Origin of the sequence: Haemophilus sp. HMSC066A11 (assembly GCF_001811665.1) — a bacterium.
Lineage (GTDB): Bacteria > Pseudomonadota > Gammaproteobacteria > Enterobacterales > Pasteurellaceae > Haemophilus > Haemophilus influenzae.
Map to the genome: position 1 here is coordinate 117,467 of NZ_KV805866.1, position 22,098 is coordinate 139,564.

22 protein-coding genes are annotated in these 22,098 nt (G+C 37.5%); 6 read left to right on the forward strand and 16 right to left on the reverse strand.

All coding sequences use genetic code 11. The features are described 5' to 3' along the window. Positions 1 to 9 precede the first annotated feature (9 nt). The 3 genes from HMPREF2813_RS03565 to pmbA all read right to left on the reverse strand — a co-directional run bounded on the left by HMPREF2813_RS03565 (position 10) and on the right by pmbA (position 2,326). Positions 10 to 219, reverse strand: coding sequence for a LysE family translocator (locus HMPREF2813_RS03565; RefSeq protein ID WP_015702086.1), 210 nt, complete (start codon positions 217 to 219; stop codon positions 10 to 12). A 1-nt stretch (position 220) separates the two neighbouring features. Beyond that, positions 221 to 760: a hypoxanthine phosphoribosyltransferase gene (gene hpt, locus HMPREF2813_RS03570; protein ID WP_042602022.1), complete on the reverse strand. Its 540-nt coding sequence runs from the start codon at positions 758 to 760 to the stop codon at positions 221 to 223. Positions 761 to 970: 210 nt separating this feature from the next. Next, positions 971 to 2,326 (reverse strand): metalloprotease PmbA, encoded by a 1,356-nt coding sequence (gene pmbA / locus HMPREF2813_RS03575; RefSeq protein ID WP_005667486.1) that lies wholly within the window; start codon positions 2,324 to 2,326, stop codon positions 971 to 973. Positions 2,327 to 2,414: 88 nt separating this feature from the next. On the opposite strand from pmbA, the gene yjgA reads away from it, so the two are divergent. The 6 genes from yjgA to rapZ are packed head-to-tail and all read left to right on the forward strand — an operon-like array spanning position 2,415 to position 6,216. Beyond that, entirely contained in the window at positions 2,415 to 2,951 is a 537-nt protein-coding gene (gene yjgA, locus HMPREF2813_RS03580; RefSeq protein WP_005651852.1) for a ribosome biogenesis factor YjgA, read from the forward strand. 50 nt (positions 2,952 to 3,001) lie between these two features. After that, a complete protein-coding gene (lptC, locus tag HMPREF2813_RS03585; RefSeq protein WP_005647563.1) occupies positions 3,002 to 3,616 on the forward strand; it encodes an LPS export ABC transporter periplasmic protein LptC in 615 nt (204 codons plus the stop codon). After that, a complete protein-coding gene (gene lptA, locus HMPREF2813_RS03590) occupies positions 3,597 to 4,115 on the forward strand; it encodes a lipopolysaccharide transport periplasmic protein LptA (RefSeq protein WP_005693464.1) in 519 nt (172 codons plus the stop codon). The genes lptC and lptA overlap by 20 nt, the downstream gene beginning before the upstream one ends. Before the next feature lie 3 nt (positions 4,116 to 4,118). Continuing rightward, entirely contained in the window at positions 4,119 to 4,844 is a 726-nt protein-coding gene (gene lptB, locus HMPREF2813_RS03595; RefSeq protein WP_005647567.1) for an LPS export ABC transporter ATP-binding protein, read from the forward strand. A gap of 2 nt (positions 4,845 to 4,846) precedes the next feature. Continuing rightward, a complete protein-coding gene (gene ptsN / locus HMPREF2813_RS03600) occupies positions 4,847 to 5,341 on the forward strand; it encodes a PTS IIA-like nitrogen regulatory protein PtsN (protein WP_005647568.1) in 495 nt (164 codons plus the stop codon). 17 nt (positions 5,342 to 5,358) lie between these two features. Continuing rightward, positions 5,359 to 6,216 carry an RNase adapter RapZ gene (gene rapZ, locus HMPREF2813_RS03605; protein ID WP_042600811.1) on the forward strand — a complete coding sequence of 286 codons (858 nt, stop codon included), beginning with the start codon at positions 5,359 to 5,361 and terminating at the stop codon, positions 6,214 to 6,216. A gap of 44 nt (positions 6,217 to 6,260) precedes the next feature. Here the strand turns inward: rapZ and pheA are convergent, their stop codons facing one another. From pheA to murE, 13 genes are all read right to left on the reverse strand, one after another. Next, positions 6,261 to 7,418 carry a prephenate dehydratase gene (pheA, locus tag HMPREF2813_RS03610; protein ID WP_005647570.1) on the reverse strand — a complete coding sequence of 386 codons (1,158 nt, stop codon included), beginning with the start codon at positions 7,416 to 7,418 and terminating at the stop codon, positions 6,261 to 6,263. 126 nt (positions 7,419 to 7,544) lie between these two features. Then, positions 7,545 to 8,462 carry a UDP-3-O-acyl-N-acetylglucosamine deacetylase gene (gene lpxC, locus HMPREF2813_RS03615; protein ID WP_042602017.1) on the reverse strand — a complete coding sequence of 306 codons (918 nt, stop codon included), beginning with the start codon at positions 8,460 to 8,462 and terminating at the stop codon, positions 7,545 to 7,547. A 38-nt stretch (positions 8,463 to 8,500) separates the two neighbouring features. Continuing rightward, complete coding sequence (ftsZ, locus tag HMPREF2813_RS03620; protein WP_005647572.1) at positions 8,501 to 9,766, reverse strand: cell division protein FtsZ; 1,266 nt, start codon at positions 9,764 to 9,766, stop codon at positions 8,501 to 8,503. A gap of 83 nt (positions 9,767 to 9,849) precedes the next feature. Beyond that, positions 9,850 to 11,127 carry a cell division protein FtsA gene (gene ftsA / locus HMPREF2813_RS03625; RefSeq protein ID WP_042602015.1) on the reverse strand — a complete coding sequence of 426 codons (1,278 nt, stop codon included), beginning with the start codon at positions 11,125 to 11,127 and terminating at the stop codon, positions 9,850 to 9,852. 18 nt (positions 11,128 to 11,145) lie between these two features. Next, positions 11,146 to 11,910 carry a cell division protein FtsQ/DivIB gene (locus tag HMPREF2813_RS03630; protein ID WP_005693455.1) on the reverse strand — a complete coding sequence of 255 codons (765 nt, stop codon included), beginning with the start codon at positions 11,908 to 11,910 and terminating at the stop codon, positions 11,146 to 11,148. After that, a complete protein-coding gene (locus HMPREF2813_RS03635) occupies positions 11,910 to 12,830 on the reverse strand; it encodes a D-alanine--D-alanine ligase (protein ID WP_020910127.1) in 921 nt (306 codons plus the stop codon). Before HMPREF2813_RS03635 ends, HMPREF2813_RS03630 begins: the two co-directional genes overlap by 1 nt. Positions 12,831 to 12,901: 71 nt before the next feature. Beyond that, positions 12,902 to 14,329, reverse strand: a complete 1,428-nt coding sequence (murC, locus tag HMPREF2813_RS03640) for a UDP-N-acetylmuramate--L-alanine ligase (protein ID WP_042602013.1) — start codon at positions 14,327 to 14,329, stop codon at positions 12,902 to 12,904. A gap of 136 nt (positions 14,330 to 14,465) precedes the next feature. After that, positions 14,466 to 15,521 (reverse strand): undecaprenyldiphospho-muramoylpentapeptide beta-N-acetylglucosaminyltransferase, encoded by a 1,056-nt coding sequence (gene murG, locus HMPREF2813_RS03645; RefSeq protein ID WP_038440024.1) that lies wholly within the window; start codon positions 15,519 to 15,521, stop codon positions 14,466 to 14,468. 11 nt (positions 15,522 to 15,532) lie between these two features. Next, positions 15,533 to 16,717: a putative lipid II flippase FtsW gene (ftsW, locus tag HMPREF2813_RS03650; protein ID WP_005651826.1), complete on the reverse strand. Its 1,185-nt coding sequence runs from the start codon at positions 16,715 to 16,717 to the stop codon at positions 15,533 to 15,535. A 21-nt stretch (positions 16,718 to 16,738) separates the two neighbouring features. Beyond that, positions 16,739 to 18,052: a UDP-N-acetylmuramoyl-L-alanine--D-glutamate ligase gene (gene murD, locus HMPREF2813_RS03655; RefSeq protein ID WP_042602010.1), complete on the reverse strand. Its 1,314-nt coding sequence runs from the start codon at positions 18,050 to 18,052 to the stop codon at positions 16,739 to 16,741. A 111-nt stretch (positions 18,053 to 18,163) separates the two neighbouring features. Next, a complete protein-coding gene (gene mraY / locus HMPREF2813_RS03660) occupies positions 18,164 to 19,246 on the reverse strand; it encodes a phospho-N-acetylmuramoyl-pentapeptide-transferase (protein ID WP_005661304.1) in 1,083 nt (360 codons plus the stop codon). Further along, positions 19,240 to 20,613, reverse strand: a complete 1,374-nt coding sequence (murF, locus tag HMPREF2813_RS03665) for a UDP-N-acetylmuramoyl-tripeptide--D-alanyl-D-alanine ligase (protein ID WP_042602008.1) — start codon at positions 20,611 to 20,613, stop codon at positions 19,240 to 19,242. Before murF ends, mraY begins: the two co-directional genes overlap by 7 nt. A gap of 13 nt (positions 20,614 to 20,626) precedes the next feature. Further along, positions 20,627 to 22,093, reverse strand: coding sequence for a UDP-N-acetylmuramoyl-L-alanyl-D-glutamate--2,6-diaminopimelate ligase (gene murE, locus HMPREF2813_RS03670; protein ID WP_048946875.1), 1,467 nt, complete (start codon positions 22,091 to 22,093; stop codon positions 20,627 to 20,629). Positions 22,094 to 22,098: the final 5 nt, after the last annotated feature.

The window sequence follows — 22,098 nt, forward strand, 5'->3', positions numbered from 1 at the left end:
TTTTGGTAATTAAAATGCGGCTGCAGTGGCTAGCACGCCTGAATAAACTAAATAGCCGCCGAAAAATAAGAAAATTGCCCCAGCAAGATTATCAATATAACGGCTGTATTTGCTGTAAAAAGATTTAGCAAGTGATCGAGAAAATAGCAATGAAATAATACAAAAAAGTGCGGCTAAAAATTCATTTAAAATTTCAACCGCACTTTTCAATAAAATCAAATTATTCTTCTAAAACAACTTTACCGATATAGCCTAAATTACGATGGCGTTGCGCGTAATCGATACCATACCCCACCACAAATTCATCAGGAATTTCAAAACCAATCCATTCAACAGGCACTTCCACTTCCCGACGAGAAGGTTTATCAAGTAACGTACAAATTGCAAGGCTCGCAGGATCACGCAAATTCAAAATATCACGCACTTTTTCCAAAGTATAGCCCGTATCAATAATATCTTCCACAATTAAAACGTGTTTACCTTTTATATCGCCGTCCAAATCTTTGGTAATACGAACGTCGTGATTCGTGGTCATACCAGTGCCATAACTTGAAGTAGTCATAAATTCAATTTCCACAGGTAAATTTATCTGACGAACAATATCCGCCATAAACATAAAGGAACCACGTAAAAGCCCCACTACAACAAGGCTATCGATCTGTTTTTCTTGATAAAATTTTGTAATTTGAGCACCTAATTCAACAATACGCGCATGAACATCGTTCTCTGAAATTAAAACGTCAACGTGGTGTTTTTTCATTGTGTTTCCTTATGAAATGACAGGGGATAAAATCGTTTGCTATTTTACAAAAAAAAGGCTGAAGTTTAAACCTTCAGCCTTTTTGAACCCTAACGAATTTACTTTCTACTCTACCTGTTGGAGCAACCTGCAATCGCTTAACAGATGTGCGTATAGTAACAGATATTCATTCATTGTCAATAAGAATTATTCTCAATTTCAAAAATATTCTTAATTTCCTGAAATTTTCATTTTATCTAACAAAATAGAACCCGTTTGGATGTTAGAACGATGCTCTATATCATCCGCTACAGCAAGCATATTCTTCAACATATCTTGCAATTGTCCCGCAATAGTAATTTCGGCGACGGGATATTGAATTTCCCCATTTTCCACCCAAAAACCTGATGCGCCACGGGAATAATCGCCAGTAACAATATTGACACCTTGCCCCATAACATCTGTTACGAGTAAGCCTGTTCCCATTTGACGTAAAAGTGCGGTCAATCCACCCGTTAAATTTGGCTTAACAAGCCAGTTGTGAATGCCTCCAGCATGACCAGTGATCGGCATACCAAGTTTTTTACCACTGTAACTTGTCACTAAATAAGTTTGTAATATGCCGTTTTCGACAATTTCACGATCTTGCGTGCGAACACCCTCACTATCAAAAGGCGTAGAAGCTAAACGGCGTAATAAATGTGGTCTCTCACTGATATTGAACCAATCTGGTAAGACCTGTTTACCTAAATGATCGAGTAAGAAACTTGATTTTCTATATAAGCTGCCACCACTTATTGCAGCGGCAAAATGAGAAATAAGACCAGTTGCCACATCATTTAAGAAAATAACTGGCACTTCTCGTGTACTCAATTTTTGAGGATTTAAACGAGAAACGACTTTCTTTGCACAATTTTCGCCAACCCAAATTGGCGATTGGAGTTTGTCAAATTCACGAGAGATCGTGTATTCGTAATCATTTTCTAAGGCATCTTCTACGCCACCAATAACCGAACAAGATAAGGAATAACGGCTTGATAAATAACTTTGCAACATACCATGGCTATTTCCATAAACTTTCACGCCTGTATGTGAATTAAAACTTGCTCCGTTGCTATTTACGATGCGTTTATCCGCTTGCAAAGCGGCTTGTTCTGCTTGAAGTGCCAATTCCGTCGCTTTATCAACATCCACATCAGCAGCATGATAAAGTTCTAAATCAGGCGCATTAAAAGCCATTAAATCCTTATCCGCAAGGCCTGTGCAATCATCGGGTGAAGTGTATTTTGCAATTGCAAGTGCGGCTTCTACCGCATTTTTAATTGCACTTTCGCTTAGATCGGAAGTAGAAGCATTGCCTTTTTGTTGTCCCATATAAACAGAAATCCCCAATGCGCCATCATTAGTAAATTCTACGTTTTCAATTTCTTGCAAACGAGCAGATACGGATAAACCGCTCACTTTTGTGACCGCGACTTCTGCACTTGCGCCAGCTTTCGTTGCTAACTCCACTGCAAAACTGACGGCTTGACGTAATTCTTGTTCTTGTGCTTTTAAAAGTGCGGTTGAATTTTCAGCTGTTTTCATTATTTTTTCCTATTAAAAATTTTCAACATTTTATCTTATTTTCAAAGTTTATGGTAAAATGTGCACCAATTTTTATAAAGGATAAAAAATGGCAAAACGTAAGAAAAAAGAAGTTTTCGATTGGGAAGATGAAGATCAAGAAGAAATTATTTGGGTGAGTAAAAGCGAAATCAAACGCGATGCGGAAGATTTAAAACAACTTGGCGAAAAGATTGTCAATTTAACCAAAGCTAATCTTGCCAAAATCCCACTTGATGAATCCTTACTTGATGCCATTGAACTTGCACAGCGTTTACAAAAAGAAGCTCGTCGCCGTCAATTACAATATATCGGCAAATTATTTCGAGGCATTGATGTTGAGCCTATTCGTGAAGCCTTAGATAAAATTGAAAATAAGCATAACCAACAACAAGCTATGCTACATAAAATCGAAAAAGTGCGCGATGAATTGGTGGAAAAAGGCGATGTGGCTTTAACAGATTTATTAAATGATTATCCTAATGGCGATCGTCAGCAACTACGCAATCTGATTCGTTCTGCACAAAAAGAACTGGAGCAAAATAAACCATCGAAAGCCTATCGAGAAATTTATCAAATGCTCAAGGTATTAATGTTGGAAGATTAAAAACATTGAAATTTTCATCCGCACTTTGTGGATAAGTGATTGAAATAAAAATGAATATTCGTTGGAATGTAATTTTGGGCGTTATCGCACTTTGTGCTTTGGCGTGGTTTTATTCCTTAAATCAGGAAACCGCAGATTTATCTGAACTGGTGAAAAAGCCAGATAGTCCTGATTATGTGGGTTATAAAATGGAAACTACGGTTTTTTTCCCTGATGGTAAAAAACAATATTTGGCTTTATCCGATAAAATTGAGCATTATACAGTCAATGAACAAACCCTTTTTACCGCGCCTTTAGTTTATTTATATCCCACAACATCAAATGAAAAGGAAGAGGAAAAAAATGCCAATCAAAATGTAGATTTTTTTAGCACACAAAGCTGGAAATTAAGTGCAAATCAAGCAAGATTGACAAAAGATCAAATATTGTATTTAGAGGGTAATGTCGTTGCGCAAAATTTAACATCAGATTCACGTTTGCAACGCATTGAAACAGAATCAGCGGTCGTCAATTTGAAAACACAGGATATGACTTCCGAAACACAGGTTAAAATTAAGGGTAAAAATTTTAGTTCTACAGGATTAAAATTAGTCGGAAATTTACGCCAACAAGTGGCGACATTAAAGGAACAGGTAAAAACATATTATGAAGTTAGTAAGCAATAAAATTCTTTTTCTTGCAACGATGGTATTAGCATCAAGTTCAGCTTTTGCATTGAAAGATGATGTTAATCAGCCGATAAATATTGTTTCGGATAATCAATCCTTAGATATGGAAAAAAGTGTAGTGACATTCACAGATAATGTAGTCATTACACAGGGGTCTATTGTTATCAAGGCAAATAAAGTTGTCATCACTCGTCCTGCTGAAAAATCAGGGAAAAAAGAAACTGTAGAAGCATTCGGCACGCCAGTCACATTCCATCAACAGTTAGATAATGGTAAGCCAGTGGATGGAAAAGCAAATAAAGTTCATTATGATCTTGGTAACGAATTTTTAACATTAACTAACAATGCCGAATTAAAGCAGCTTGATAGTAAAATTAATGGCAGTGTTATTACCTATGATGTGAAAAAACAACAACTTAAAGCTAATGGTAATGGAAAATCACGGGTAACAACAGTTCTTATTCCATCTCAATTACAACAAGCTAAAGGGAAGTAATCTATGTCAATTTTGACTGCAGAGAATTTAGCTAAAAGCTACAAAAGTCGTAAAGTTGTTTCGGATGTTAGTTTAACCGTAAACTCTAATGAAATTGTTGGTTTACTCGGGCCAAACGGTGCAGGTAAAACAACAACTTTCTATATGGTCGTTGGGCTTGTTCGCCAAGATCAAGGTAAAATTGTTATTGATGGCGAAGATATTAGTTTGCTCCCAATGCATAACCGCGCGCAACGTGGCATTGGTTATTTACCGCAAGAAGCCTCGATTTTTCGCCGTTTGACTGTCTATGAAAATTTGATGGCGGTATTGGAAATTCGTAAAGATTTAACCCCACAACAACGTCGCGAAAAAGCAGATGAATTAATTGAAGAATTTAACATTAGTCATATTCGAGATAATTTAGGGCAAGCCTTATCAGGCGGAGAACGTCGCCGTGTAGAAATCGCACGTGCCTTAGCAGCAAATCCAAAATTTATTCTATTAGACGAACCTTTTGCTGGTGTAGATCCTATTTCTGTGAGCGATATTAAGAAAATTATTACTGATTTGCGCAATCGTGGATTAGGCGTTTTGATTACTGATCATAATGTACGTGAAACCCTTGATGTTTGCGAACGTGCTTATATTGTTGGCGCAGGTAAAATTATCGCAACAGGCACACCAGAACAAGTGATGAACGATGAACAGGTTAAACGCGTTTATCTTGGCGAACAATTCAAATTATAAAAATGAAAATAACTGAACTATTAAGCCCTGAGAATATTCGTCAGGGCGTTAGTTTTTCTAGCAAAAAACGATTATTTGAGTCTATTGCGCATTTTGTAGAAGAACAAATCCTTGCAGAACAAGGCGAACAAGCCTGTTTTGAATGCCTTTTTGAACGTGAAAAACTGGGGAATTCTGGTTTAGGAAATGGGATTGCAATGCCAAAAGCGAAAATCCCCGTAACAGTATCAGATAAAGCAATCGCAGTGTTTATGCAACTCGATAATCCGATTGATTACGATGCTTTTGATGGTAAACCAGTGGATTTAATCTTTGCCTTGCTGATTCCAGAAAATCAATGTGAAACCTACATTCCAGTTTTAGCATCATTAATAGAAAAACTGACTGATAAAAATGTGTTGAAACAATTACGATCAGCCAAAAGTGCGGATGAAATTTGGCAAGTTTTTGAAATTACCGATCAATCAGAAACGACACTTGAAGAAGTGAAAGAATAATTACAGTGGGGAAACTTATGGAAATTATCATTATTAGTGGACGTTCTGGCGCAGGAAAATCTGTAGCCTTACGAGCATTAGAAGATACAGGATATTACTGTGTTGATAATATTCCTTTAGATTTGCTTCCTCAATTGACTGATATTCTGTCTCAATCCCAATCATCTGTCGCCATCAGTCTTGATATTCGTAATATTCCAAACTCCGCTAATTCTCTTGAGCAAACCATTTCAACATTACAAAAGCATCATCAGATTAAAATCATTTTCTTAGAGGCTGATCGTGCCACCCTAATTCGCCGATATAGCGATTCACGCCGTTTGCACCCGCTTTCATTAAAAGATTTATCTCTTGAAGCCGCAATTGATGAAGAATATTGCTATCTTGAACCATTGATTCAACACGCAAATCTTATTCTTGATACCACCCATCTTTCTACGCATAGTCTTGCAGAGCGATTACACGAATTTTTACGCGGTAATAGTGAAAAAGAATTAAAAATTATTGTTGAATCTTTTGGTTTTAAATATGGGCTTCCTTTAGATGCGGATTATGTTTTCGATGTACGATTTTTACCTAACCCCCATTGGGATCCAACATTACGTCCAATGACTGGATTAGAAGCCCCTGTCGCAGAATTTCTAAATAGTCATACAGAAGTCAATGAATTTATTTATCTCACTCGTCATTACATTGATACTTGGTTGCCGATGTTAGAAAAAAATAACCGTAGCTATTTAACCATTGCCATCGGATGTACTGGGGGAAAACATCGCTCCGTTTATATTGCCCAGCAATTAGGCGAATATTTTCAAGCCAAAGGAAAAACGGTAAAAATTCAACATAAATCTTTAGAACGGAACAAAAAAATATAAAAAGTGCGGTCATAAAAACATTATTTTTATTGACCGCACTTTTTTTACACGCTCACAGGCTTTACAATCTCACTAGGATAACAGCCTAAAATCTTTAAGTAATTACTATAATTTTTTAGTTCTTCCAAAGCCTGTTTCGTATCTGGATGATGAATATTTGCTTCAATTTCTAGATAAAACATTTCTTCCCAAGGCTTACCATAAATCGGTCGAGATTCCAGTTTTGTCATATTGATTTGATGCTTTTTAAACACCAATAAAGCATCCACTAACGCACCAGCTTGCTGTGAAGTTGTCATTAATAATAAGGTCTTTGTGGGAATCTGTGATGAAACTTCGCGAGGCTCTTTAGCCACCACAATAAAACGCGTAATATTGTTCTCTTGATTAGCAATATTAGTTTTTAATACACTAAGTCCATACAATTTTCCACCGTCTTCATTGCCCAATGCTGCAATATTAGGTTTATTCAAACTTGCGACTAATTGCATTGCGTGTGAACTACTTTCGCAATATTCAATATGCACGCGATCAAGGCTATGAATAAATTGACTACATTGTTGAATCACTTGAGGATGACTATACAACGTATCAATTTGGTTCAAATCTGTCTTATCATTGACAAGTACGCAATGTTTGATTGGATATGCCAACTCTCCCACTAATGATAAATCAGTATGCTGAAGTAAATCATAAACTTCATTAATTGCACCCGATGTTGTATTTTCTAAAGGTAACACACCAAAGTCAGCTTCTCCAGTCTGAACTTTTTCAAATACTTGCTCAAAAGACTGACATCCTAGTTCTACAAATTGTTTTTGATAACGAGCAGCATAATTACGTGCAGCTAAATTAGAATAAGAACCACGTTTACCTAAAAAAGCGATATGTAAATTTTGATTACGTTGTTCATTAAGTTTATTTTGCAAATAGACTTGCTGGGTCAATACCGAGTCTTCAATGATTTTTTGGAAAATTGAAGTGATATATTGTGCTTCAAGCTGATAATTTTCATTTTCTGCAAATTGCACTAGTTCTTGTAAAAGTTGCTGTTCTCGCTCTACATCACGTAAAGATTTTTGCGAGATCTCTTTACTTCTCACTACATCGAAAGCTAAACGATGACGCTCAGAAAGTAATTTTAATAAACTACGATCTATTTGCGTAATTTGTTGGCGAATGTCAGATAATTCTAATGCCATAATGCTTCCTTATAAAAAATCCCACGAAATTGACCGCACTTTTAGTACATTCGCTATTTAAGCACGAGATGAAATAAAAAAGCTATACTTCCCACCAGAAATATAGCTTTTTCAACAATAAAACAATTAAATAAGCACTTGCGCTGGAGCTACATACCCTTGTGGCACTTGCTCTTTATCTTCAAAGGTTACAAATTCCCACGCTTCTTGATTTGCTAAAACAGCACGAAGTAACTTGTTATTTAAACCGTGACCTGATTTATAGGCTTTAAAATCACCGATAATGTTATAACCAGCCATATAAAGATCACCAATTGCGTCTAACATTTTATGACGAACAAGTTCATCTTTAAAACGTAAACCATCTTCATTTAAAATTCTATAATCATCAAGAACAATCGCATTATCAAGGCTACCACCTAATGCTAAACCTTGAGATTGAAGATATTCAATATCTTTCATAAAGCCAAAAGTTCTTGCTCGGCTAATTTGATGAACAAATGCTTGGGCAGAAAAATTCATTTCATAGTTACGTACATCTTTGCCAATAGCAGGATGGTCAAAATCAATAGTAAAATCTAAACGAAAACCATTGTAAGGCTTAAATTCAGCCCATTTATCGCCATCTTCAACTCGAACATATTCCTTAATACGAATAAATTTTTTCGCTGCATTTTGTTCTTCAATTCCTGCATCTAACAACAAATAGATAAACGGACTAGCACTACCATCCATAATTGGAATTTCAGGGGCATCAACTTCAATAATAATATTATCAATACCAAGCCCTGCCAAAGCTGCATTTAAATGCTCGACGGTAGAAATACGCACACCTTGTTCATTAATTAGTGCGGTACAAAGCATTGTATCACGCACTGAATTAGGATCAGTGGGGAATGCCACCTCAGGGTTTAAATCTGTACGATAATAAACAACACCAGTGTTTGGCATAGCTGGGCGCAAGGTTAATGTCACTTTTTCACCGCTATGCAAGCCAACGCCTGTAACTTTAATACTTTGTTTTAATGTTCTTTGTTTAATCATTCTACTACCTTCATTTACTAGGTATTTTCTGAAACTTATTAATTTTCTTCACGCTGTGCAGGATTAAAGAAATTATTTTTCTTAAATGCTTCCAAGCGATCTGTAATCGGTTTATCTAACGGCCGTTGATATTCTTCTGATGCAGTTCTTGACACCTCAACAGATTCACGACGATGAAGTTCAGGAACAATGTTTACACGTCCTTCACCTTCAATATTCTGCGTAGAAAGCCCTTGACGAACAACCTGAATTGGTTCATTTCCTGCAATTTCACCGAGACCAGTTGCCACAATAGTTACACGAATTTCATCGCTCATCTCAGGCACTAAACTCGTACCAACAACAACTGTCGCTTCTTCAGAAGCAAAACTACCTATTGTCTCACCTATAATGTTAAACTCTTCAAAAACTAAATCCATTCCAGCAGTAATATTAACTAAAATTCCTTGAGCGTTAGAAAGATCGATTTTTTCTAGAAGATCATTGCGTACTGCAAGACGAGCTGCCTCTTCTGCTCTACCTGCACCGGGTTCTCCCACAGCTGAACCAAAACCAATCATAGCTTGCCCTTGAACTGACATTACCGTTCTTACATCAGCGAAGTCCACGTTAATTAAACCAGGAGAGGTAATCATATCTGAAATTCCCATTACAGAATTACGCAATACGTCGTTTGCAGCAGCAAAAGCATCAATTAATTTAGCATTTTTAGGGAGAACTTTTTGGATTTGTTGATTCGGAATAATAATCATTGAATCAACATATTGGGATAAATCTTTAATACCAAGCTCTGCAAATTGCATACGTTTTTTACCTTCAAAGGCAAAAGGTTTAGTCACTACAGCAACAGTCAAAATACCGAGTTCTTTAGCAATTTTAGCAACAACAGGTGCCGCACCCGTACCTGTGCCGCCGCCCATACCTGCTGCAATAAAGACCATATCGGCACCTTCAAGCATTTTGCGGATTTCATCCTGATCATCTTCAGCTGCCTTACGACCAATATTCGGATTTGCCCCAGCACCTAAACCTTTGGTTGTTTCTCCACCAATTTGTACGGTCTGTTGAACTTGACTTTTACGCAATGCTTGAGCATCAGTATTGACGGCATAAAATACTATGCGACCGTGTTCCTCTGATGTTAATGAACTTTCGCCAACAAAGGTTCCGCCCATTTCTTGTTTTACCATATTCATTACCATATGGTTTACGGCATTGCCACCGCCACCGCCTACACCTACGACTTTGATCAGTGCGCCGGATTCGTTAAAATTATCGTACTCAGGGTACTCTGGGTATAGCATTGATGTTCTCCGTTACTGCCAGATAAGCTGACTAAATATATAAAATATAAATTCCCTTTATTGTAGATGAAAAATTAAAATAATCAAAATTCTGACCGCACTTTATTGACAATTTTTTTTACTCCTTGCCAAATAGATTCAAAGAAAGTTCCTTCAGAATCATCACTTCCTGAAATTAAATCATCATCACTATTACTGTAATTATATTGCAATAGTCCCACCACCGTTGAATATTGTGGACGATTCACGTAATCAGTCAAACCAGTAATATTTAATGGACTCGCAATATGCACCTGACAATGGAAAACATTTGAAGCGCATTCTTTAAGATCTTCAATCTGCGCTCCACCACCAGTTATTACCACACCTGCAATTAATTCAAATTTAATATGTTTTGCTTCTAATTCAGCTTTTAACTTATCTAATTCATCTTTTACCACGCCTAAAAGCTCCGTATAACGAGCTGATGTAATTAAAGATAAATCACTTTTTGTTAATGAACGAGGTGCACGACCGCCAATACTTGCCACCTCAATTTTTTTATCTCCGTGCAAGCGAGCTGGGTAAAATGCACTAGCATAGTTCACTTTGATCCGTTCTGCTTCTGCTCGCGAAATTGTACAAGCGTGTGCAATATCATTTGTCACAATATTTCCTGCGTAAGGAATTACCTTGCTAAAACGTAATGCGCCATTCGTATAAACCATCACGTTCATTGTGCCAGCACCAAAATCAATTAAACACACGCCGTGATCTTTGTCACCCTCAGTTAGCACAGAATGTGTTGCTGCAAAACCAGAGAAAACCACTTTATCCACTTGCAATCCACAACGTTCAACGGCTTTTTTTAAGTTATTTTGCCAATCTTGATGACAAGCGATCAAATGTACTTGTGCTTTTAAACGCACGCCTTCTAATCCTAATGGATTTTTAATGTTCATCTGACCATCAACAGCGTATTCTTGTGGAATAACATGCAATAAAGATAATCCTTCTGGCAATTTTATTGAGCTTGCTGTATGAAGTGCGGAATCGATTTCCTCTTGTGTTACTTCACTTTCTGCTATCGGCACAAAACCACTTTCATTGAGGCTTTGAATATGCTCTCCAGTAATGGCTAAAGTCACACTCATAATCTGACAATCAGCCATAGATTCTGCCGCTTCAATAGCACGTTGAATCGAACCCACCACGGCACCAAAATCAGTGATGCTGCCACGATCAATCCCTTTTGAAGGACAACTGCCTACACCAAGCACATTCACTACACCATCAGGAAATACTTCGCCAACTACAGCGACCACTTTTGACGTGCCAACCTCTAAACCTACTATTGTTTTTGTTTCCACACCTTTAACCATTTTCGCACCCAGTTATTTTTATCTATCAACCATACCTACAGCTGCACCTGCCGTATATCTTAAATCTATATAATCTATTTTTTTGTTTTCTGGCACATCAATTTGCGGATAAATTGTGACAAATCGCTCAAGTTTTGATTTCCAATCGCCACGACCTAATTTTAGCACAATATCATTATCAAGCTGGACCTGCCACGCACCGCGATCATCAATATTAATTCCCTTTGCCATTATATTATTTGATTTTAAATTAATATAAATTTGGTTCCACGTCTCAATTACTTTCAAACTCTGATAATCGGGCCCGCCCAAATAGGGCAAATTTTTTGCAGTTAAACGTACAGAAGGAAGCTGAAAAACGATACCATCAAGGGTAACAAATTGATTTTGATTCCAAAACGCAACGGGTTGATATTCTGATACCCAAATACTTAAACGATTTGGCCACATTTTTCTTACTATTGCACCTTTAACCCAAGGTAAAGCCTCAATTTGCTCTTGAATCGGTGCCACATCTTGCCCCCAAAATCCTTTTAATTCGCCCATTTTTAATAGGCTTTCTTTAATATCATCAGCAGTAGTAAAGGTATTTTGTCCAACAAGTGCAAATGCGCTAATCGGCTTATCATCCATTTTTTCTAAAATGCTTTGCCAATTAAAATAAACACCAAGTAAAAAAAAGACACCAAGCAATACCGCAAAAGCCCGAATATGAAAATAATATTTAGGCTTTTGTTCTCCAAAACGAATATTCTGTGGCGTTTTTCTTTTCAGAATGTTCATTACAGGCTCAACTCCAAAATTTTCACGACGAGTTGCTCAAAAGAAATACCTACTGTCGCTGCAGATTTTGGGAATAAACTATGGCTCGTCATTCCAGGGTTAGTATTAACCTCAACCAAACGGAAATTACCTTTTGCATCACACATTACATCAATACGACTCCAACCACGACATCCCACTGCATCATAAGCGCGTTTTACTAGTATCGCTAACTCTTGCTCGCGTTCAGGCGTTAAACCTGCTGGGCAGAAATATTGCGTATTATCAGAAATATACTTCGCTTCATAATCATAAAATTCGCCCTCTGGAACAATACGAATTGCGGGTAATACTTGATTGTCAAGCACAGGCACAGTTAATTCATCGCCAGCTAACCACTCTTCAATTAGAATGGTATTATCAAATTTAAGCGCATATTCCACCGCACTTTTTAACTCTTCTACCGCTTTTACTTTCGTTAAGCCAACGCTAGAGCCTTCTAAAGAGGGTTTAACCATTAATGGTAAGCCTAATTTTGCCACAACAGCCTGAGGATCCAATTCAGAAAAAGTTTCTCGGGTAACCACTTTCATATCTGCAACAGGTAAACCAAAAGCTTTCCACAACATTTTTGTACGCATTTTGTCCATCGTTAATGCAGAAGCCATCACGCCACACCCCGTATAAGGCAAACCAATTTGCTCTAATAAACCTTGCATTGTGCCATCTTCTCCACCACGACCGTGCAAAATATTAAATGCTCGATTAAAGCCATCCTTTTTAAGATTTGCAACATTGTATTCTTTAGGATCAATAGGATGTGCATTATAACCTTGCTTTAATAATGCTTCTAATACCGCTTTGCCTGAATTGAAAGAAACTTCACGTTCAGCAGATGTGCCGCCTAATAACACCGCGATTTTTTCTTGTTTTAAGTTCATTTTCTATCCTGTTTTTCTTCTTACTGATGATACTTTTCTAATACTAAGATTTTCAATCAATCCATCTGGCATTAATTCTTCCAAGATTCAGCCAAGCCACGAGAAATTTTACTTACGCTACCAGCACCTTGTGCCAAAATCAAATCGCCGTCTTGAATAATTTGATCGAGAACATCGCCTAGTTGCGAAATATCTGATACCAAAATAGGATCAACTTTACCAAGATTACGAATGGAACGGCAAAGAGATTTACTATCAGCTCCAACAATAGGGGCTTCTCCCGCTGCGTACACATCAAGCATAATCAAAGCGTCTACTTGCGAAAGCACTTGTACAAAATCATCAAACAAATCACGAGTGCGTGAATAACGATGCGGTTGGAAAATCATTACAATACGTTTATCTCCCCAGCCTTCTCGCGCTGCTTTAATGGTTACGCCCACTTCTGTTGGGTGATGACCATAGTCATCAACTAAACGTACTTTACCATTTGGACGAATAAACTCACCTAACTGATCAAAGCGACGACCTGCACCTTGGAAATCAGCAAGGGCTTCTAAAATAGCCTCATTGCCAATACCTTCTTCTTTTGCTATAGCAAGTGCAGCCGTTGCATTTAACGCATTATGTTTTCCTGGCACATTTAACAGTACATTAATACGTTCATTATTTGGGCAAATCACTGTGTAATGACCTTGAAATCCTGTTTGTTCATAATCTTCAATGCGATAATCTGCCTGTTCACTAAAACCATATGTAATCACTTGGCGACCAACTTTTGGCACAAGTTCCATTAAAACAGGATCATCAGCGCACATCACGGCTAAACCATAGAATGGTAAATTATGCAGGAATTTCACATAAGTGGCTTTCATTTTTTCAAAATCGCCTTCGTAAGTATCCATATGGTCTGGCTCCATATTAGTTACAACAGATACCATTGGCTGTAAATGCAAAAACGACGCATCACTTTCATCGGCTTCGGCAATTAAATAACGACTTGCCCCTAAATGTGCATTCTTACCCGCCGATTTCACTAAACCGCCGTTTACAAAAGTCGGATCAAGTTTAGCCTGGGTGTAAATCATTGAAATCATTGCTGTTGTTGTCGTTTTCCCGTGTGTTCCTGCAACAGCAATACCGTGACGAAAACGCATAATCTCCGCCAACATTTGTGCGCGTTGAATCACTGGAATGCGTTTTTGTTTCGATGCAACTAATTCAGGGTTATCATCTTTTATCGCACTAGACACAACAACAACACTGGCACCTTCAATATGTTCTTCTGCATGACCAATGTAGATTTTTGCCCCAGCTTGAGCTAAACGTTGAGTGACTACGCCATCGGCAATATCTGAACCTGAAATTTGATAACCTTCATTTAATAAAATTTCTGCAATGCCGCTCATTCCCGCACCACCAATGCCAATGAAATGAATTTGCTGTACACGGCGCATTTCAGGGATAATTTTTCTAATTTCTTCGTGGGAATGTTTCATTTATTTTTCCTTTTCTCCCAATGACAAAACTCAACTAAAAGTGCGGTTAAAATTCGCAACGTTTTTATTTCTAATATTAGCGCTTTTGGATATAAAAATACTTATGACTGAGGCTATTTATAAAACGCCACAACCCCTAGTTTGAATATTGTTTAATTACTTCAGCTACACGTTGTGCCGCATTAGGCATCGACATTGTTTTCGCTTTCAATGCCATCTGCAATAAATTTTCACGAGTGAAATTTTTTAAAGAATTCACTAGAATTTCAGGCGTTAAATCTGCCTGTTCTATAATTTTCGCCGCGCCAACATCTGATAAATATTTCGCATTTAAATATTGTTGGCGATCTTTATGTTGGAAGGGTACAAAAATTGCTGCGGCTCCCACTGCTGCAATTTCACATACGGTTAATGCGCCAGAACGGCAAATCACCACATCAGCCCAAGCATAAGCCTCTGCCATATTATCAATAAATTCTGTTATTTTAACTTGTTCTAAATTCTCGCCATAAAGTTGGCTGACTTCTTCTACCGCACCTTTACCTACTTGATGACGAAGCTCTAATTTATCTGCAAGCTGGGCTACTACTTTAGGTAAAGTATGATTAAGCACTCTCGCTCCTTGACTACCACCAACCACTAAGACACGTAATTTTTCCTCACGATCCGAGAAACGAATATCAGGATTTGGCACCTCAAATAAATCTTCTCGAACTGGGTTTCCTACTACTTCAGCATGAGGAAAAGCAGTTGGAAATGCCTGCAATACACAGGTTGCAATTTTACCTAATAATTTATTCGTTAAACCCGCTATCGCATTTTGTTCATGTAAAATGATTGGTACACCACAAAGTTTTGCCGCAACGCCAGCGGGGCCAGAAACATAGCCTCCCATACCAAGTACAGCGTCAGGCTTTTCTTCTTGAATAATTTTTTTTGCCTGCAACACGGCACGAAAAATGGCAAAAGGCGCATTTAACAAAGCTTTTATACCTTTACCACGCAAGCCAGAAATTTGAATAAATCGAATAGGAATACCATATTTTGGTACAAGTTGAGCCTCCATTCTATCTTTCGTACCTAACCAGCAAATATCCCATTCTTGTTTTTGTAAAGTTTGAGCAACTGCAATGGCAGGAAAAACATGACCGCCAGTGCCACCCGCCATCACTAATAATTTTTTATTTTTCATCTTTTCTATCTCTAATCATCACGCAAGCGTGCTTGACCTATACGAAATAAACGATTTTCGTGATCAATTCGCAATAAAATACCAATAGTGGCGGACATAATGATAATACTCGAACCACCATAACTCACGAGTGGAAAGGTTAAACCTTTAGTTGGTAGTATTCCAAGAGCCATACCTAAATTCACAAAGCCTTGAAAGAAAATCCAAAAACCAATACCTAATGCAAAAAAACCTCGAAAACGTTGTTCTAACATTAAGGATTCTCGTCCAATTTTCATTGCACGAAAAATTAATAAACCTAATAAAAGAATAACAATCAATATACCGATAAATCCAAATTCTTCGCCGATAATCGCCATAATGAAATCGGTATGTGCTTCAGGCAGATAATCTAATTTTTGAATTGAATTACCTAATCCTTCGCCAGTAATTTCTCCCCGCCCAAATGCTATAAGAGAGTTTGTTAATTGGAAACCAGTGCCATAAGGATCTTTAAAGGGTTCTAAAAAACCTATAAATCGCTTTAACCGATAAGAGGCGGTCAATACTAGCCAAACGAATAAGATTCCACCTAATGCTATCAATCCTACAAACTGTAAAATTTTCGCCCCTACGATAAAAAGCATCCCAGACATAATAATAAATAGCACGACTGTACTACCTAAATCAGGTTGCAATAAAAGAAAACAACCCAATACAAGCATAACAATAAATGGTTTAAAAATACTAACATGTCGCGACCGCACTTCATCATAACGACGAGTGAAATAACTTGCTAAAAAACAAGTCAAAGCCAATTTTGCAAATTCTGCAGGTTGAAAGTTTAAGATCCCCAATGAAATCCAACGTTTTGCGCCATTAACCGATGTACCGATAAAAGGGACAAGCAATAATAATATGACAGAAAATAAAAAAATTTTAGCGTGCCATTTTTCCCATTGCGAAGAAGAAATTTGTAATGAAATATAACAAGTGAGCAAAGAAAGTAGCACATAAATAGCGTCGCGTTTTGCAAAGTAAAAAGGATCATTAAATAAACGAGAGCTATAAGGAATAGAAGCAGATGTTACTGCCACTAAACCAATTAAAAGCAAAATAACAAATAACCAAAATAGTGCACGATCATACAACAAACCTTGCGGTGTGATGCGTGTCCATTCATCGTAATTTTTTTTGATATTTTGTAAAAATTCCATCTTATTTCGTGAGTTACTAAATTAGGCTAAACATTGAGCTAAACGCGTAAATTCTTCGCCGCGTTTTTCAAAAGAAGCAAACTGATCGAGACTTGCGCAAGCAGGCGACAATAATACCATATCTCCGCTTTGCAATGTTGGGCGTAAAAATTCTATCGCTTGTTCCATTGTTTCAAACAAATAGCTTTGTGATGAAAATTTTGCAAGCAGCGCACCATCTCGACCAAAACAATAACAAATAATGTGTGGTTGATTAATTAATTCAGCTAATTCTGAAAAATCAGCCCCTTTTCCGTCTCCGCCTAGCAACAAATGCAATTTACCCTCAATATAAAGCCCAGCCAATGCAGCAACTGTACTCCCCACATTTGTTGCTTTAGAGTCATTAATCCAACGAATGCCATTAGCTTGATGCGCTAATTGAAAACGATGATCTAACCCTTTGAAATGGCGAAGTGCGGCACGAATTGAATCTAAATTAATACCTATAGCTTGTGCCAATGCTGTTGCTGCCAAAATGTTCATATAATTATGGCGACCAACCAATGTAGCTTCTTCACAAGGTAAAATCACTTCATCTTTTACCATTAAATATTGCTTGCCATTTTCAGTTTTTAGCCAATAATCCGCACTATTTTCCGCAAAAGAAACGATTTGTTTCGCTTGATTTTCGTTTTCCCCAAAAGTCAGCCTATCTTCATTGTTCAACACACCTACTTTAGCATTATGATAAATGCGTAATTTTGCTTGGCGATAATCTTCTAAATCCATATAGCGATCCATATGATCTTCAGTCACGTTCAAGACAGTCGCAGCCGCAGCTTTTAAGCTATAAGTTGTCTCAAGCTGAAAACTAGAAAGCTCTAATACATAAAGTTCACAATCTTCATTCAACAATGACAAAGCAGGAATCCCAATATTTCCACCCATACCAACTTTCACGCCAGCAGCTTTCGCCATTTCATAAACTAAAGTAGTTACGGTACTTTTTCCATTTGAACCGGTAATTCCCACAATTGGCTTTGTCGCTGCGCGGCAGAATAATTCAATATCACCGATTACTTCTACGCCAGCTTTAAGTGCGGTTTGAATTTCTGGTGTTTTTACCGCAAGCCCTGGGCTAATAACAATCATATCGCTTTCAAGTAACCATTCCTGATTTAAACTACCAGTATGAAGAGGGATATTTTGAGGAAGTTTATCAATACCAGTAGGCTTTTTTCGAGTATCAATCACACGAATATTAGCCTGTTGGGATAAGAGATAATCCACACAAGAAAGACCTGTTTTGCCAAGCCCAATGATCGTAATATTTTTGTTTTGATAGGCATTCATTTTATTTCTTCTTAATTACTATAAGTTTTAAATTTTGCTGATGGGAATATCAATTTATAACGTAAAAGCTCGCTCTTTCAAAAACTGAAAGAGCGAACCTCACAACATTTATTAACGCAACTTCAAGGTGACTAATCCCATCAACACTAACATTAAGGAAATAATCCAAAACCGAATAATCACTCTTGGTTCTGGCCATCCTTTCAATTCAAAATGATGATGAATCGGTGCCATTCTAAAAATGCGTTGTTTGCGTAACTTATAAGACCCTACTTGTAAAATAACAGAGAGCGCTTCAACAACAAATACGCCACCCATTATCACAAGCAAAAATTCCTGACGAACAAGAATTGCTACGACACCCAGCGCTCCACCTAATGCTAGAGAACCCACGTCCCCCATAAATACTTGAGCTGGATAAGTATTAAACCATAAAAATCCTAAACTTGCGCCAACAATAGCTGTACAGAACACCACTACTTCAGAACTGTATTTAATATACGGAATGTGCAAATATTCTGCGAAATTCACGTTACCTGTAGCCCAAGCAATTAAAGCAAACGCACCTGCAACAAGCGCAGTAGGCATAATCGCTAATCCATCTAAACCGTCGGTTAAATTCACTGCATTACCCGTGCCAACAATCACAAAGTAAGATAACACAATATAGAACAAACCTAATTGAGGCATAATGTCTTTAAAGAATGGAATCACTAAACGGGTGGCATCAGTGTCGTGACCAAGCCAATAAAGCCAAAGGATTGCCACTAATGCCACCACAGACATCCAGAAATATTTCCAACGAGCAATCAATCCATCAGTATTTTTACGGGTAATTTTGCGGAAATCATCCACAAAACCAATTGTGCCGTATCCAAATAAAACAAATAAACAAACCCAAATATACGGATTAGCAAGATTTGCCCATAATAACGTACTTACGCCAATAGAGAATAAAATCATCACACCTCCCATAGTGGGTGTGCCTTTTTTTGCAAAGTGACTTTCAGGGCCATCATTTCGCACTTCTTGGCCAAATTTTAAGATCTGCAAGCGTTTGATCACTTTAGGACCAATCCAAAGTGAGATAAAAAGTGCGGTTAATAATGCAAGAATTGCACGGACGGTAATATAAGAAATCGCATTAAAGGCGGTTTCGTAACGAACAAGATATTCAGCAAGCCAGACTAACATTTAATTTTATCCTTTAATGAATAGATCACATCTTCCATTTTCATTGAGCGTGAGCCTTTTCCTAGCACCACAACTTTTTTATTTTGTTGTAATTGGTTTTCAATAAGTGGAACTAAGAAATCCACCATTTCAGTTTTATCCGTAAAATGCTTGCCCAAAACAGCCTCAGAAATAACCGCACTTTCATTGCCATAAGAACACACTAAATCTAAATTTACCAAATTAATATATTGTCCAACTTCACGATGAATAGCGAGAGAATTTTCGCCCAATTCTTTCATATCTGCGACACATAGAATAAGGAAAGCATCATAACTTTTTAGGACATCAATAGCCGCACAGAGAGAATCTTTATTTGCGTTATAAGTATCATCTAATAACAATAAATTAGGCGTTACTTGAATAGGAAATAAACGCCCTTTCACTTGTGAACGTTGTTCTAATCCAGCTTTGACATCGGCAAGCGTAGCACCAACATTCATCGCTAGTGCGGTAGCAGCTAAAGCATTTTTTACATTATGTTCACCAAGGTAAGGTAAGTTAATCTCAATTTCACCTTGTGGGGAAATAAGTGTAAAAGTGGAACCTTGATCAGTATGATGGATATTTTTTGCAGAATAATCTTTACCGTTAAAATATTGAATCTCATGTTCACTGATTTCTTTTTGCCAACAATCTAAATGGTTATGTTCTGCGTTAATAATCGCCACGCCATTCAATGTTAAACCACGATAAATCTCACCTTTAGCTTGTGCTACGCCCTCTAAAGAACCAAACCCCTCTAAATGTGCAGGCGCAATATTATTAATCAATGCGGCATTAGGTTGAACTAATTTTGTGGTGTAATTGATTTCATTTTGATGATTTGCACCAAGTTCAATCACAGCAAAACGATGTTTTTCTGTTAAGCGAAGTAGAGTTAAAGGCACACCTATATCGTTATTGAAGTTACCATTGGTAAAAAGTACCGCTTCTGAATCTGCTGCGGTATGTTGCAAAATACTTGCCGTCATTTCTTTTACCGTGGTTTTACCAGAAGAGCCGGTCATCGCCACAGTACGTGGATTAATTTTCTCACGTAACCATTTTGCAAGTTCACCCAAGGCAATACGGGTATCCTTAACCACCAATTGTGGAACAGAAATGGATGAATTTTCTTGCTGAACAACAAGCGCAAGCGCACCCTGTGACACCGCTTGATCAAGATATTGATGAGCATCAAATTTTTCGCCTTTTAAAGCAAAAAATAAGCTATTTGATACGCTTTTTCGAGTATCTGTATTAATTTCTTCAACTTGCACATTTTCATCGCCAATTAATTTAGCTTGAAGAATCTGTGCAAGTTGTACAGTAGAGAGTTTAATCATAATTGAGTGATTATTATTTTAAGAAATCAAGTGCAATTTCTTGGTCGGAAAAATGCACAACTTCCGAACCAATAATTTGATAATGCTCGTGACCCTTTCCAGCAATTAAAATCACATCATTTTCAACCGCACTTTCAATCGCAAACTGGATTGCCTGTGCGCGATCAGGAATAATCCCCACTTTTTCCATATTTTTAAAGCCAGCGACAATATCTGCTTCAATTTGGCTTTGTGGTTCTGTTCGTGGATTATCTTTTGTCACAATAATCTTTTCAGCAAACTGCTCTGCAACCTGTGCCATTAACGGACGTTTGCCTCTATCACGGTCTCCGCCACAACCAAAGATGCACCATAATTCGCCTTGGCAATGTTCACGCGCAGCAATCAACGCTTTTTCCAACGCATCTGGTGTATGCGCATAATCTACAATAACGATTGGTTTATTTGGATATTGAATCATTTCCATTCTTCCACATACTCCTTTTAAAGATTTCGCCGTAGCGAGTAAATTTTCCAATGGGTAACCAAACGATAACAACGTGGTCATTACTAATAATAAATTACTTACATTAAAAGCACCAATTAATGGGCTATGCAAAACACCATTACCCCAGCTAGATTCAAAAGTAATATCTGCACCTTTAAAATGATAATGGATATTTATTGCTTTCATCCATTGGTGTGAACCTACTTTAAAATCCGCATTCATACTTACGGCAATAGCATCAGGTAGTTCAGTTAGCCATTGGTATCCAATTTCATCATCAGCATTAATCACTTTAATTTGGGTATCTAATTCAGTGAACAAGCGTTTCTTCGCCGCAGCATAATTTTCCATAGATTGATGATAATCTAGATGATCACGGGTTAAATTCGTGAAAATTGCCGCTTTAAAATGCAAGGCTTCTACACGATGCTGCGCCAAACCGTGTGATGAAACTTCAATAGAGGTAAAATCTGCACCTGCGTGTTTGAAAGTTGAAAGAGATGACTGAATTTCTACTGCTGAACCTGTCGTATTTTTAGCTTCTACAATTTGCCCCAAAAGCCCATTACCAATGGTTCCCATCACTGCCGAACGATGACCTAACAATTCCACCCATTGCGCTAATAATTGAGAAATAGTGGTTTTGCCATTTGTTCCTGTAACGCCAACAAGGGTTAAATTTTTAGAGGGCGAATCATAAAAAACATCAGCTAATGACGAAAGATGACGCGCAAGTTGATAATATTTCACTACGGGAACATTCCCAATAAATGCGACAGTTAAATGTTCACTAGATAATTCTGTCTCAGAAACCACTGCACTCGCACCAGAATGAATAGCAGAATCAATAAATTGATTTCCATCCACCTGATGACCTTTTATCGCTACAAAAAGATCGCCAGCTTTAACTTTACGGCTATCCAACACCATACTATGGAGTTCTACATCATCCTTTAATTCAGGCAAATTAAAAAGTGCGGTAAGTTTTTTCATAATTT

Excerpts from the sequence above, each read along its gene's own strand:
- hpt (WP_042602022.1), bottom strand. The coding sequence starts at position 760 with ATGAAAAAACACCACGTTGACGTTTTAATTTCAGAGAACGATGTTCAT.
- pmbA (WP_005667486.1), bottom strand. The coding sequence starts at position 2,326 with ATGAAAACAGCTGAAAATTCAACCGCACTTTTAAAAGCACAAGAACAA.
- yjgA (WP_005651852.1), top strand. The coding sequence starts at position 2,415 with ATGGCAAAACGTAAGAAAAAAGAAGTTTTCGATTGGGAAGATGAAGAT.
- lptC (WP_005647563.1), top strand. The coding sequence starts at position 3,002 with ATGAATATTCGTTGGAATGTAATTTTGGGCGTTATCGCACTTTGTGCT.
- lptA (WP_005693464.1), top strand. The coding sequence starts at position 3,597 with ATGAAGTTAGTAAGCAATAAAATTCTTTTTCTTGCAACGATGGTATTA.
- lptB (WP_005647567.1), top strand. The coding sequence starts at position 4,119 with ATGTCAATTTTGACTGCAGAGAATTTAGCTAAAAGCTACAAAAGTCGT.
- ptsN (WP_005647568.1), top strand. The coding sequence starts at position 4,847 with ATGAAAATAACTGAACTATTAAGCCCTGAGAATATTCGTCAGGGCGTT.
- rapZ (WP_042600811.1), top strand. The coding sequence starts at position 5,359 with ATGGAAATTATCATTATTAGTGGACGTTCTGGCGCAGGAAAATCTGTA.
- pheA (WP_005647570.1), bottom strand. The coding sequence starts at position 7,418 with ATGGCATTAGAATTATCTGACATTCGCCAACAAATTACGCAAATAGAT.
- lpxC (WP_042602017.1), bottom strand. The coding sequence starts at position 8,462 with ATGATTAAACAAAGAACATTAAAACAAAGTATTAAAGTTACAGGCGTT.
- ftsZ (WP_005647572.1), bottom strand. The coding sequence starts at position 9,766 with ATGCTATACCCAGAGTACCCTGAGTACGATAATTTTAACGAATCCGGC.
- ftsA (WP_042602015.1), bottom strand. The coding sequence starts at position 11,127 with ATGGTTAAAGGTGTGGAAACAAAAACAATAGTAGGTTTAGAGGTTGGC.
- HMPREF2813_RS03630 (WP_005693455.1), bottom strand. The coding sequence starts at position 11,910 with ATGAACATTCTGAAAAGAAAAACGCCACAGAATATTCGTTTTGGAGAA.
- HMPREF2813_RS03635 (WP_020910127.1), bottom strand. The coding sequence starts at position 12,830 with ATGAACTTAAAACAAGAAAAAATCGCGGTGTTATTAGGCGGCACATCT.
- murC (WP_042602013.1), bottom strand. The coding sequence starts at position 14,329 with ATGAAACATTCCCACGAAGAAATTAGAAAAATTATCCCTGAAATGCGC.
- murG (WP_038440024.1), bottom strand. The coding sequence starts at position 15,521 with ATGAAAAATAAAAAATTATTAGTGATGGCGGGTGGCACTGGCGGTCAT.
- ftsW (WP_005651826.1), bottom strand. The coding sequence starts at position 16,717 with ATGGAATTTTTACAAAATATCAAAAAAAATTACGATGAATGGACACGC.
- murD (WP_042602010.1), bottom strand. The coding sequence starts at position 18,052 with ATGAATGCCTATCAAAACAAAAATATTACGATCATTGGGCTTGGCAAA.
- mraY (WP_005661304.1), bottom strand. The coding sequence starts at position 19,246 with ATGTTAGTCTGGCTTGCTGAATATCTTGTTCGTTACGAAACCGCCTTT.
- murF (WP_042602008.1), bottom strand. The coding sequence starts at position 20,613 with ATGATTAAACTCTCTACTGTACAACTTGCACAGATTCTTCAAGCTAAA.
- murE (WP_048946875.1), bottom strand. The coding sequence starts at position 22,093 with ATGAAAAAACTTACCGCACTTTTTAATTTGCCTGAATTAAAGGATGAT.